16 protein-coding genes are annotated in these 12307 nt (G+C 50.4%); 6 read left to right on the top strand and 10 right to left on the bottom strand.

The annotated features are described in order from the left end of the window. Nucleotides 1-15: 15 nt before the first annotated feature. Nucleotides 16-837, bottom strand: a complete 822-nt coding sequence (locus KF749_08385; protein MBX2991171.1) for a ParA family protein — start codon at nt 835-837, stop codon at nt 16-18. Between the two features lie 23 nt (nt 838-860). After that, complete coding sequence (locus tag KF749_08380) at nt 861-1517, bottom strand: fumarylacetoacetate hydrolase family protein (protein ID MBX2991170.1); 657 nt, start codon at nt 1515-1517, stop codon at nt 861-863. Between the two features lie 147 nt (nt 1518-1664). On the opposite strand from KF749_08380, the gene purM reads away from it, so the two are divergent. Continuing rightward, a complete protein-coding gene (purM, locus tag KF749_08375) occupies nt 1665-2666 on the top strand; it encodes a phosphoribosylformylglycinamidine cyclo-ligase (GenBank protein MBX2991169.1) in 1002 nt (333 codons plus the stop codon). A gap of 5 nt (nt 2667-2671) precedes the next feature. Here the strand turns inward: purM and KF749_08370 are convergent, their stop codons facing one another. After that, on the bottom strand, nt 2672-2992 hold the full coding sequence (locus KF749_08370; GenBank protein ID MBX2991168.1) for a DUF4296 domain-containing protein: 321 nt from the start codon (nt 2990-2992) through the stop codon (nt 2672-2674). A gap of 183 nt (nt 2993-3175) precedes the next feature. On the opposite strand from KF749_08370, the gene efp reads away from it, so the two are divergent. From efp to KF749_08345, 5 genes are all read left to right on the top strand, one after another. Then, nucleotides 3176-3739, top strand: a complete 564-nt coding sequence (efp, locus tag KF749_08365; protein MBX2991167.1) for an elongation factor P — start codon at nt 3176-3178, stop codon at nt 3737-3739. 43 nt (nt 3740-3782) lie between these two features. After that, on the top strand, nt 3783-4289 hold the full coding sequence (locus KF749_08360; protein ID MBX2991166.1) for an acetyl-CoA carboxylase biotin carboxyl carrier protein: 507 nt from the start codon (nt 3783-3785) through the stop codon (nt 4287-4289). Between the two features lie 14 nt (nt 4290-4303). Next, nucleotides 4304-5650, top strand: a complete 1347-nt coding sequence (gene accC / locus KF749_08355; GenBank protein ID MBX2991165.1) for an acetyl-CoA carboxylase biotin carboxylase subunit — start codon at nt 4304-4306, stop codon at nt 5648-5650. Nucleotides 5651-5728: 78 nt separating this feature from the next. Beyond that, complete coding sequence (gene gcvH / locus KF749_08350; GenBank protein ID MBX2991164.1) at nt 5729-6100, top strand: glycine cleavage system protein GcvH; 372 nt, start codon at nt 5729-5731, stop codon at nt 6098-6100. A gap of 65 nt (nt 6101-6165) precedes the next feature. Continuing rightward, nucleotides 6166-6654, top strand: coding sequence for a hypothetical protein (locus KF749_08345; protein MBX2991163.1), 489 nt, complete (start codon nt 6166-6168; stop codon nt 6652-6654). Here KF749_08345 and KF749_08340 read toward each other — a convergent pair. From KF749_08340 to KF749_08310, 7 genes are all read right to left on the bottom strand, one after another. Further along, nucleotides 6651-7727: a PA0069 family radical SAM protein gene (locus tag KF749_08340; protein MBX2991162.1), complete on the bottom strand. Its 1077-nt coding sequence runs from the start codon at nt 7725-7727 to the stop codon at nt 6651-6653. The two genes, KF749_08345 and KF749_08340, sit on opposite strands and share 4 nt — an antisense overlap. A 13-nt stretch (nt 7728-7740) precedes the next feature. Continuing rightward, on the bottom strand, nt 7741-8586 hold the full coding sequence (gene pheA / locus KF749_08335; protein MBX2991161.1) for a prephenate dehydratase: 846 nt from the start codon (nt 8584-8586) through the stop codon (nt 7741-7743). Between the two features lie 60 nt (nt 8587-8646). Beyond that, nucleotides 8647-9216, bottom strand: coding sequence for a T9SS type A sorting domain-containing protein (locus KF749_08330; protein ID MBX2991160.1), 570 nt, complete (start codon nt 9214-9216; stop codon nt 8647-8649). Between the two features lie 362 nt (nt 9217-9578). Further along, nucleotides 9579-11225: a T9SS type A sorting domain-containing protein gene (locus KF749_08325; GenBank protein ID MBX2991159.1), complete on the bottom strand. Its 1647-nt coding sequence runs from the start codon at nt 11223-11225 to the stop codon at nt 9579-9581. Between the two features lie 18 nt (nt 11226-11243). Beyond that, complete coding sequence (locus KF749_08320) at nt 11244-11399, bottom strand: T9SS type A sorting domain-containing protein (GenBank protein MBX2991158.1); 156 nt, start codon at nt 11397-11399, stop codon at nt 11244-11246. Nucleotides 11400-11437: 38 nt separating this feature from the next. Next, nucleotides 11438-11995, bottom strand: coding sequence for a carbohydrate binding domain-containing protein (locus KF749_08315; protein MBX2991157.1), 558 nt, complete (start codon nt 11993-11995; stop codon nt 11438-11440). 160 nt (nt 11996-12155) lie between these two features. Then, a complete protein-coding gene (locus tag KF749_08310; GenBank protein MBX2991156.1) occupies nt 12156-12278 on the bottom strand; it encodes a T9SS type A sorting domain-containing protein in 123 nt (40 codons plus the stop codon). Between the last annotated feature and the right edge of the window lie 29 nt (nt 12279-12307).

Genomic DNA, 12307 nt, shown 5'->3' with positions numbered 1-12307 from the left:
ACCCCCGTGAAGAAGCTATGCCTGACGGCTTAAAACGACAGGCTCCACTACGTTCGGCATGACCGGTTTCGTTGTTGAACTCCGCCCGGAGATTTCGCGGGCAAGGTCAAGATACGCCTGTGCGCCGAGAGAATTGATATCATACAGCAAGGCAGGTTTCCCGTAAAAACTTGCTTCTGAAAGAGGGGCATTGCGGGGGATGACTGATTCAAAAACGTATTTCCGGTACTTCGCTTGCAACTCACGCGTGGTGATTTCCGTGACCTTTGTGCTTTGTTCGTACATCGTCAGAAGAATACCTTCGATCAAGATCATCTTGTTGGCTACCTCGCGAATCCAATCGATATACTTGAAGAACTTGTCAACAGCGTCAAGAGCAAAGTGTCCGGATTTGACGGGCACAAGCACGGAGTCGGCTGCCGTGAGCGCGTTGGTTGTAAGCCCGCGAAGGAATGGCGGGCAGTCAATGAGAACGTAATCATAACTGTTCTCAACAGATCGAAGCGCATTCTTCAGAATGAGCCGGTTGTCGGCAAGCTTCATCAACCGCTCTTCACGCAGAAGAGTGTGAACATTTGCCGGAACGACATGGAGATTCGGGATTTCAGTTTTGTGAACGGTGTGATTCAATCCGCAGATGAAGTTGAATACTTCGAACATGCCGGATTTCGTGTTCGCTTCGGTAAAGCCGAGACCGAGGCCGGAAGCTCCCGAGGTATCAAGGTCGATCAGAAGTGTTCGCTGGTCGCAGAAGGCGAGACTGGCGGCGAGATTTATTGCCGTTGTCGTCTTTCCAACCCCGCCCTTGGGGATTGCAATTGCGATAACCTTTGCCATAAAACTGTCTAAAGATGGTGGGCTTACTGTATGCCGACCCGCAACGTTCCAACAGACTCGAGTTCAGCTTCGAGTTGGTCTCCCGAAACAACTCCCCCAACGCCTTCGGGTGTACCGGTAAAAATCAAATCTCCAACTTCAAGGGTAAAAATCGAAGAGATATACGTGATCATCTCCTCAACTGAAAAAATCATGTTCCGGGTGTTTGAATGTTGCCGCAAAACTCCGTTCACTTTCAGCGTGATGTCCAGATTGTGCGGGTTCGCGACATGCTCTTTCTCGACTGCGTGCGACAACGGCGCCGATGTGTCGAATCCTTTCGAAACCGACCATGGCAACCCTTTCTTCTTCGCTTCTGATTGAACATCCCGCAACGTCATATCCAACGCGACTGCATAACCGCCCACATGTTCCATCGCTTCATGCTTTGAGATTCTCGTTCCCCTTTTCCCGATCACAACAACCATCTCGACTTCGTGGTGAAGCTCCGATGAGAACTGCGGAATCATAACGTTGCTGCCATCGTGCACGATGGCAGTAGAGGGCTTCAAGAAAAGCACAGGAACTTCAGGCGCCTCGGCGTGCATTTCCTTTGCATGCGCCGCATAGTTGCGCCCGAGGCAGACAATTTTACCTACTAGGAATTTCTTGTTAGAATTACGGAATTGGACTAAAGCCATCAACGGTTTACGATAACTCGCTACGGCTGAATATAACGACCTAAACAACTTTTATCAAGGGAAATCGTGACAAATTTGCATTGCTTTTGTCTGCGAGAATCTCTAACATTTTGCCATTCAAGTTCTTCTTCAAAGGAAGGGATTAAGTTGTCGCAGACCTATGCCGAAGCGGGTGTTGATATCGGGAGAGGCGACCGGCTTGTCCATCATATCAAAAAGGCCGTCCGCTCGACATTCAACAAATCTGTTCTCGGGGGGATCGGTTCGTTCGGAGCATTGTTCGACGGAACGTTCAAGGGCTATAAGTCGCCTGTTCTTGTCTCAAGCGTCGATGGTGTCGGCACGAAGTTGATGGTTGCCCACATGATGAACAAACACGACACAGTCGGGCAGGATCTGGTGAACCACTGCGTGAATGATATTCTCGCCTGTGGAGCGCGACCCCTTTTTTTCATGGATTATTTTGCGTGCGGAAAGCTCAACCTCAACGTGGCGAGGGATGTTATTGATGGGTTCGTCAAAGCATGCAACGAGAACGGCTGCTCATTGATTGGCGGCGAAACTGCGGAGATGCCCGGGTTCTATAACGAGAATGAATACGATCTTGCCGGAACGATTGTCGGCGTTGTCGAGAAGAAGAAGATTGTTGATGGAAAGAGAATTCGCAAGGGAGATGTTCTTATTGGACTCCGTTCGACCGGATTGCACACAAACGGATACTCGCTTGCCCGCTCTGTGCTGCTCCCCGTCTTCCGACTCGATCAGCATGTTGATGAACTCAACTCAGCTGTCGGCGAAGCATTGCTTGCCGTACACCGTTCTTACCTGAAGTCTGTTCAAGCGGTAGTGGCGAAGTTTGATGTTCGTGGCCTGTCTCACATTACAGGCGGCGGAATAGTCGGCAACACAATGCGTATTGTGCCGAAGAGTCTGAGACTTAGGATTGAGTGGAGTGCATGGGACCGCAATGCCATCTTCAATTTGATACAACGTGTTGGCAGCGTTCCTGAAGAAGATATGCGGCGAGCATTCAATCTTGGCATCGGACTTATTATTGTCATTCCGCATGCACAAGCCGATAATGTTATTCGCTTCCTGAAGAAAAAAGGGGAAGCGCCTGTTGTTGTCGGTGAGGTGGTTCGTCGTTGAATGATTTACGGGGGCGGGACTCGTTTCATCCGCTCATCAATTCGTAGGAGAACGTTGTCGTAGAATTCCTTCCACACACGCGTGTCGTTGTTGTACTCGCGCACGGTCGCCCTGAATTGTTCCGCTGTAACCTCATGCCGCTCTAAAATTCTCTCCGCAACCGGGCTGACAAGTGAATCAGGCTGTGCCTGGATGACAAGTGCCGAATCGACCAATTCAAGATAGATCTTCTCGAACTTGTCGGCGTCTATTGCCGAGACAGGTGATTTCCGTTCTGAACATGAGGCGAGAAAAAGCAACAGGGCAAGAGTGACTATTTGTCTCATACATTATATCCTTCTGTCCAAAGAGTAGTCATTCTCAACATCTTAATCAAGAAAGGCCTCCGTGGAATCGCTTCCGAAGCCGTTTTCTTGACTTTCAGCATCAATGTGGGTATATTTTTCACCCGTTCTGTTCAAAGATTTACCACGCTGTCTGTTCAATTCATTAAGATAATGTAAGGAATTATGCCCTCTACATCAGATTTTCGGCCAGGTTTGGTTATCAAATACAATAACGAACCTTGGACTATAATCGAGTTTCAACACGTCAATCCGGGTAACTGGCGGGCATTTGTGCGGACGAAGTTGAAAAATTTGAAGAGCGGCAAAGTCATCGAGAATCGGTTCCGCGCCGGTGAGTCCATCGATATCATTCGCATAGAACGAAAGCAATTCCAATATCTCTACCATGACGCTACCGGCTATGTGTTCATGGATCAGGAGAACTATGAGCAAATGGCTGTCCAGAAGGAACAGATCGGCGACGGAGCGGATTTCCTTAAAGACGGCCTTGTGGTGGACATTCTGATGAACGGTCCTGAAATCACCGGCGTCGAGCTTCCCATTACTGTCGAACTCGCGGTTGTTGAGACAGTTCCCGGAGTGAAAGGCGACAGTGCCAATCCCGGTACGAAACCAGCGAAAGTCGAAACCGGAGCAACCGTCAATGTACCGCTCTTCATCAATGAGGGGGATGTCGTTAAAATCGATACACGAACGGGGCAATACCTCGAACGTGTAAAGAACTAAACCTCCTACCCGAACTACTACGTGCCACCAATCAGGAGTCTGCATGGACATTGAATACGTAACAAAACTCATCGAGCTTGTTTCAGAAAGCAAGGTTGACGAGATTGAAATTGAGGAGGATGGAAAGAAGATTCGCGTAGCTAAAACACACCAATCGGCTGCCGCTCCGACTCAAACCGTATATCAAGTTGCTCCACCACAGAATTCTCTTTCCCAAACTCCGGTCATGCCGGCCGCACCCGTTTCACAAGCGCTGGCTTCCGCACTTCCTGCGGAGCAACCCGCTCCGGCAGCAACTGCAGGCCCGAAATACCATGAAGTCAAATCGCCAATCGTCGGAACATTCTACCGCTCGCCGGCACCTGAAGCACCGGCATTTGTTCAGGTCGGCGGAACGGTGCAGAAGGGATCTGTCCTTTGCATTGTCGAAGCCATGAAATTGATGAACGAAATTGAATCGGATGTTGCAGGCAAGATTGTGCAAATTATGGTAGAAAACGGTCAACCTGTCGAATACGATCAGGTGCTCTTCCTCATCGAGCCAGCCTAATTTCGGGAGCGCCCGTGTTCAACAAAGTTCTTATCGCCAATCGTGGAGAAATAGCCCTTCGGATCATTCGGGTCTGCAAGCAATTCGGAATCAAGACCGTTGCTGTCTACTCGCAAGCCGATCGTGACTCCCTTCACGTGAAGTTTGCCGACGAAGCTGTTTGTATTGGCCCGCCACCGGGTAAAGAGAGCTACCTTAAGATCCCCCGTATTATCGCTGCCGCGGAAATCACAGCCGCTGAAGCGATTCATCCCGGCTACGGATTTCTTGCTGAAAATGCCCAATTTGCGGAGATATGCAAAACATCGGGCATTAAGTTCATCGGCCCAAGCCCTGAGATGATCTCTGCAATGGGCGACAAAGCCCTTGCGAAAGACACAATGAAAAAAGCGGGAGTTCCCGTTGTCCCCGGCAGCGAAGGCGAAGTTGATGATGTTGATGAAGCTAAGAAGGTGGCGAAGGAAATTGGATTTCCCGTCATTATCAAAGCTGTGGCAGGCGGTGGAGGGAGGGGGATGAGGATTGTGCGGGAAGAGCAGGAGCTCGAAACTGCATTCATGACTGCCCGCCACGAAGCTGAAACAGGCTTCAGCAATCCGGCTGTGTATATTGAAAAATTTGTTGAGCAGCCGAGGCATATTGAAATCCAGGTGTTCGGCGACCAGCACGGGAACGTGGTTCATTTCGGCGAGCGTGATTGCTCCGTTCAGCGTCGCCATCAGAAACTCATCGAGGAATCTCCCTCACCATTTGTCGATGAGGCACTCCGCCAGAAAATGGGGGATGCAGCTGTAAAAGGATGCGAGGCGGTAAACTACGAGGGAGCCGGCACAATAGAGTTTCTTGTTGACAAAGAGAAGAACTTCTACTTCATGGAAATGAACACCCGTATTCAGGTGGAACATCCCGTGACGGAAGAGGTGACGGCGCACGATCTGATAAAGCTGCAGTTGCGTGTGGCCGCAGGAGAGAAACTGCCGCGCAGAAAAATCCGCCGTGAAGGGCATGCCATCGAGTGCCGCATCAACGCCGAAGATCCTGCAAACGGGTTCAGGCCCAATCCCGGACGGGTTACCGACTTCCACATGCCGGGGGGATTCGGAGTCCGTGTTGACACGCATTGTTACGCGGGATATGTCGTGCCGCCATTTTATGATTCGCTGCTGGCTAAACTTGTGGTGTATGCCCAGACCCGGGAAGGCGCAATCCAGAAAATGGCCGGGGCACTGGATGAATTTACGATACAGGGAATCAAAACAACAATTCCATTCCACAGACAAGTGATGCATGATTCCCGGTTTATCAGCGGAAAGTTTGACACAAGTTTCCTGGAAACGTTCCAGTTCAACGCTGAAGAATAAGTTCGTTGCATTAAAACAGGGGTTTCACGTCTTCATATTTCAATTGTCAATGATCCTTCAATCCTGAAAGGTCCAATCATGAATTTTCCCGCAGATCTCAAGTACACAAAAGACCACGAGTGGCTGAAAGTAGATGGCGACACAGGCACAATCGGCATTACAGACTATGCACAAGGTGAGTTGGGGGATGTCGTGTTTGTTGAGTTGCCTGCCATCGGCAAGGCGGTCAAGGCTCACGATTCATTCGGAACCATCGAAGCCGTAAAGGCTGTGTCCGATTTGTACGCGCCGGTTTCCGGAGCCATTCTTGAAGTCAACAAGGAACTCGAAAAAAGTCCCGAAACCGTCAACAAAGATCCGTACGGAGCGGGGTGGATGGTGAAGATAAAACTCTCGAAGCGCCGTCAGGCTGTCCGATCTACTGGATACGACAGCCTACAAAGGCACTGATCGGGCAGTAACATCCGAGGTGTAGTCAAAGAGGGTTGTGGTGTTTCATGAACGGGGAGAGAAACATGAACGCTCGTTTTTGTAGTGTGCTGGCAGCCGCCGCGATCTGTGCAGGTGTGTCCGTATGCGCTGCCCAGGATTTCGACTACGAAATCCGGCTGATAAACGGAGAACGCTATGCAAACGTTGCCCTTGTTGAACTGGGCGGCGATACCCTCCATTTCCTCCACAAAAAGAACTTCTCTGATTGGGTCCTACTCGATTCGCTGACGGAAGTACGGCGTGAGCGTACAGGGGCAATTTTGCCCGCGACAATCATCGGCGGCGCGGGCGGGGGCGCGATCGGGTTTGCGCTGAAGCCCGTTGCCCGCGATCAGGAACAGGCCGATATTTACAGCGCGGCGTTCGGCGTTGTCGTGGGCGGTGTTGCGGGCTTCTTCCTGGGGTCGAAAATTCTTCCCGACGAAGTGTATGATCTTGCGCCGTTGGATCGCGAAGCCAAGACGGAGACGCTCAACCGAATTACCAAACCAGCTCAGGGCAACGGGCATTAGAAGAGTTCGAGTTGCCGGCGCGGGCTTTCCGGTCCGCTATTTCCTTGAAAATGTTCTGTCGAAAGGCCGCTCCATCGCTTGTCGAGACGGTATTTTTTTGCGTGTAGATGGAACAGGCTGTTGATAGCCTCCGCAATTTCTCCACCGCCTTTCAAACGCTTTCCAAAACGCGAATCACTCAACTCTCCGTCTCTTGTATCCTTTATTCTGCTCACAACTTTTCCCGCCCGTTGCGGCAACTCGCGTTGCAGCCAATCAAGAAAAAGCGGCTTCACAGCGCCGGGCAAACGCAGCAGAATGTAGCCGGCACTCGTCGCTCCGTGTTCCGCTGCAGACTTGAGAATTGCCGGCAGTTCTTCATCTGTGAGGCCCGGAATGATCGGCGCCGCGTTCACGCCGACGGGAATTCCTTTCTTCGCCAACTCCTCAATCGTTTTCAATCTGTTTATGGGAGTTGAAGTTCTCGACTCCATTTTTCGAATCAAATCCGCATCGAGACTTGTTATCGAAATCATGATGTGAATGAGATTGAGTTTTGCCATCTCCTGAAAAACATCAATGTCACGAAGCACAAGCGCATTCTTCGTAATCAATCCGACAGGATTTCTGAATTTCAGAAACACTTCGAGACATTGTCTGGTCAGTTGCAGTTTCCGCTCAACAGGCTGATAGCAATCCGTGTTGCCCGAAAATGCGACCATTTGCGGCTGCCAGCTTTTTTTCTGCAGAGTCTGCTCAAGCAGCTTCGCCGCATCCAGCTTTACCATAATCTTGCTTTCGAAATCGAGTCCTGCCGAAAATCCGAGGTACTCATGCGAAGGCCGTGCGTAGCAATAAATGCAGCCGTGTTCGCAGCCTCGGTACGGGTTCAGGCTGTAGTCAAACGGCAGATCAGGCGAGTCGTTCTTTGCGAGAATGGATTTCGACGCATCGGGATAAAACGTGGTCTTAAGTTGCGGCTCGTCCTCCTCGTACTGAAGGTCTATATCCAGCGGCTCAAGATGTGTCTTCTCGAATCTGTTAGGGGTGTTGAATCCCGAACCTCTTCCTCTTCTCGTTCCGCTATCCCTCATCTATCACTCCTGCTTACACTCCACCATTGAATTTGCCTCTTCCGACCGGGTATGATCCCAACAGACGGAAGAATCTGGTTTTCTCCTGAATATGCTCAAGCGCTTGCGCCACCTTGTTCTGTGCCGGACTTCCCGCTATATCTAGATAGAAAAGATACTCGAACGGTGAGTCGGGGTCGGGACGGGATTCAATTTTCAGCAAGTCGATATTGCGGACGTAGAAGATGCCAAGAATCTTGAACAAAATTCCTGTCTCGTTCGAATGCGGAACGAAGACGATACTGCTTTTGGATTTCGCTTTCCTGTCGGGCTTCACCGCTTTGCGGGAGATGATGAGAAAGCGGGTGAAGTTCTGCTTGCTGTTCGAAATGCCTCGCTTGAGGATTTTCAAGCCGTAGAGTTTTGTCGCAAGCTCGCTTGCAATGGCCGCCGTGTCACGGACTTCGTTGTCGGCGATGAATTTGGCGGCGCCTGCCGTGTCGAAATAGGGGACCTGCTTGAGCATTGGATTTCGTGAGAGGAACGAACTGCATTGCGCCAGCGCCATCGGGTGGGAACGGACTTGCGTAATATGCTTGAGGGAAGATGAAGAATGACACATCAGCGCATGTTCGATGCGGAGATGCATCTCGCCGACAATATAGAGTTTGTGTGCGAGAAGGAGGTCGTAGTTCTGATGGATGCTTCCGGCAAGCGAGTTTTCGATGGGGATGATGCCCCGGTCTGCCCGTCGCTGTTCGACAGCGGCAAAGACATCCTCAAAACGTTCTAACGGAAGAGCTGTGCATTTAGCTGTGAAGAACTTTGTTGCAGCAAACTCGCTGTACGCCCCGTGAACACCCTGAAACGCAACCCGCATGAGATGATTAGGAAAGATGAAAGAACGGTTTCAAATATATCCCATTGTAACGCATTTTCCTTATTTCATCAATACTAATTTGCGCGTTGCCGAAAAAGTGCCGGATTTCATGTGATAGAAATATACTCCGCTTGGCAGGTTGCGAGCGTCAAAAGTCACCGAATGTTCTCCCGCTTCCTTCACCTCATTCACCAACGTTGCCACCTCTCTTCCCAACACATCAAACACCCTCAAAGTCACAAGCGACCTCACCCCGCCCCTCTCCTGTGAGGAGAGGGAGTATTGTATCGTGGTGGTGGGATTGAACGGGTTGGGGTAGTTCTGATAGAGGGCATACGTTGTCGCCCGATTGTCAGGTTCCGGTGAGGAAAGCACGAGATAGTTCAACAGAGTGTGGTTTGTTCGATGGAAGTCTGTGCATCTCAGAAGAGAGCATTGTATGTTGATAAGTCCGACTCCGCTCTGCAGTGTCGTTAAGAACGAATGAGCGCAGAATTGATCCGGCTGTGACATACGTATTGTCACGATGCCTGATGAATCCACGCGTCGATACCGGTACATGCCTGTCGTATCCGTCAGTGTTGCGGCAAATGGAAATATGTCTCTCCACTCGAAAGCCTGTACGTTCATTCTGTGCGCACCTGCATGTTGTTCAACCAATTGGATCGTAGCTGTGTCCATTATAGCATAGCAAGTATCCCAACCGGGCCATGGCGGCATTGACCTTCGACAGTGGTTAAAATGTCGAATTCGAGTCAGGCTCCAGACTGTAGAGTCGGTGAACTGTTGCTTGCTCGATACTGAATGTTCGACCCATCCCGTATCAGTGAAGATTATGTCCTGTGGAGGTTCAAGCAGAAATGTTGTGTACAGATGACGCCATTGATTCCCGATTGCCAACGGAAAGACATCAACCAATGAGTCCGGTTGACTGCGTGCTGCATCTGCGCAAGCAAGGATAGTGAGCAGAAGAAGTGTCTGTTTCATTTTGATTATCGAAGTAGTAAGAGTTTTCGTGTTTGAGTGAAACTGCCGGATTTCATTTGATAAAAAAACACTCCGCTCGGCAAGTTACGACCGTCAAAAGTCACCGAATGTTCTCCCGCTTCGTTCACCTCATTTACCAATGTCGCCACTTCCCGCCCCAACACATCAAACACCTTCAATGAAACAAATCCGAAATTCGAAATCCGAAATTCGATGGTCGTGCTCGGATTGAACGGGTTGGGAAAACTCTGGAACAACTCAAACGCCTCTGCCCGGGTATGTGGCTGAGGTTGTACGCCGGTAAGGAATCTATAGAAGCCAATGGCAGTTCCATTTTCTCCGACTGCGCAACCTAACCCCGCCGTCTGTTCGCCTGCGAGTGAGATATGATGCAACTGAGCAATTCCTGCATATCCATCATACTGTGTAATTGCCCATGTCTCGCCGCCATTCTGGCTGTGATAGATATTCGGCCCCGATATGGCCCAACATTCCGAGGGATACGTAAGTCCAGAAATTCCCGTAATGGCTGTGGGAAGTTTTGTCGTGTACTTGGTCCAACTCACCCCGCCGTCGGTACTCCGGTACACCGAGCCGTCGGCGGAACCTGCAAGCCCGTGCAAAATGGAAAAGAAATGGATTGCGGTTATGCCGGAAGAGCCCGGTTGCACGAATACCTTTGTCCACGTCGATCCGCCGTCGGTTGTACGATATATTGCGTTGTCGTTCGTGCCGAACCAACCGCGGGTGGAATCGATCCACGCGGCAGCGTTGTAGAACCCACCCTCACCTGCTGTGGCAGGGAGAGGGGGTTGAATGTCGATCCAAGTAATGCCGTCATTGGTTGTTTTCTTCAACACCCAGAAATTACCAACAGGGTCTCCGATTGCATAGGCCTTATTAGCATTGACGAATCGTATTGATCTCCACACGGTGGCGGTTGTGTCAACAACACTCCACGTCCTCCCCTCGTTCGTCGTTCTGCTGATTCTCGCACGACCGGACGGCATTACACTTCCTGCAACGGCGGTTCCGGGATAGAAGCCCACCCACGCGGCTATCGTTCGGACGTCACCCTCCAAAATACCGGATACAATCCAATGAATGCCCCTGTCAGTTGTTCTGATGACAACGCCGTGTTTTCCACCGGCCCAGTATTGAGCATCAAATGCGACGCGCCCTATTGCCTGGACTGTATATAGGGGGATATCCACCTCGCTCACTTGAACTATCCAACCCCAGTAGGGTTTGACGGTGAACCTCTTCACATCGGACAGTGACGGATTTGATTTGTGCGAGATGCGAATGTAACAACTGTCGTTGATAGACCATGGGATAGTCCAGTAATAGCGTCCCCGTATAATCGATCGGGTAAACTCATCCTGTTCTTCCAGATCTGAGAGGGAACCGGGTGCTTGCAGATCCGACGGCACGCCCGGCGTTATGAGCATCCAAGGGCCGCTTTGTCCTGATGTCGAGTACTCGATTCTAACGGTGTCAACACCGAACGCCGTCCATTTTATTGGATAGGTGAACCCCATACTCCATTGCTCGTTTCCAGCGGGGGATATGAGTGTGAGAAATGATTGCGCTGAGACGACGTGAACGGCAATGAAGGTCATAATGATAAGACCACTGCATTTACTGTGCATGATAGTGCCCCATCAGAATCACTGTATAAGAGCCATTTTCTTTGTCTGTGAATGGCCGTTGGTTTTGAGTTGGTAGAAATAGACTCCGCTCGGCAGGTTACGAGCGTCAAAAGTCACGGAATGTTCTCCCGCTTCTTTCATTTCATCAACAAACGTTGCCACTTCCCGTCCCAATACATCATACACCAATAGCCGTTGGTTTTGAGTTACACTTAGTTTACTCGCTCGAGAGTACAAAGGTCGAAGTAGCTATCCCCAACAGAGACGGGGTCGCCGCCTCCAAACAACCGCAATAGGAGCGTATCGCCCGGTACACTTGCAACTGTATCAAGTGTTGAGTATTCACTCCAAACCGTGTCGGTGATTGTTATCGTTTTGCGCAGAGTGATCGCACCGGCTCGTAAAACCGAGAAGTGGATCTCACCACTCACAGGACCGGCGTATTTGGCCCACACGCCAAAACGATAAATGTGTGTGCCCTCAATAGCAGGAATGCCCGTCTGAAGGCGCACGAGCCCGGCAGGCCATGTAGATGGAATTGAAGCACTGTAGCTACCACCGCCTTGCGGAACGTCTATCGAGAATGTAGCCATAGGATTCCCAAAACCAAGCCAGCCGGATGACGAAGGCTGGCCGTTACTTTCAAATGATGGATTGGAAACCAAATTCGAGCCGATGGGTGTGGACTCAATGGGAACCCCCTTATCGGTGCATGAAATCGTGAACGCAGAAAAGTAGATTAATGGAGTAACGATTGCGCTCTTGTTCATTGTGCACCTCCTTGCCCCCCTGACAGGAGGCGTCCTTGTGAAAAGGATACTCTGAGGGTGACAAAGAACAGGGAAATCAGAATTGAACATGCGTGTGTCATGGTTGCGTTCCTTTCAGAGGTAGATGATCATCCTTCGATCGTTCGGCAAAGCAGTCGGGCTACCGAAGCAGGAGAAGTTTCATAGTCTGGACAAAGCTGTTAGTTGATAATTGATAGAAATATACGCCGCTTGCCAAACCGTTGGCGTGAAACTGCACCGAATGTTCTCCCGCTTCCTTCATTTCATCAACCAACGTCGCAACTTCTCTGC

Source organism: Bacteroidota bacterium (assembly GCA_019637975.1).
Taxonomy (GTDB): Bacteria; Bacteroidota; Ignavibacteria; order UBA10030; family UBA6906; genus CAADGV01.
The sequence above is the reverse complement of the archived record's forward strand: the minus strand, read 5'-3'. Positions and strand labels throughout refer to the sequence as shown.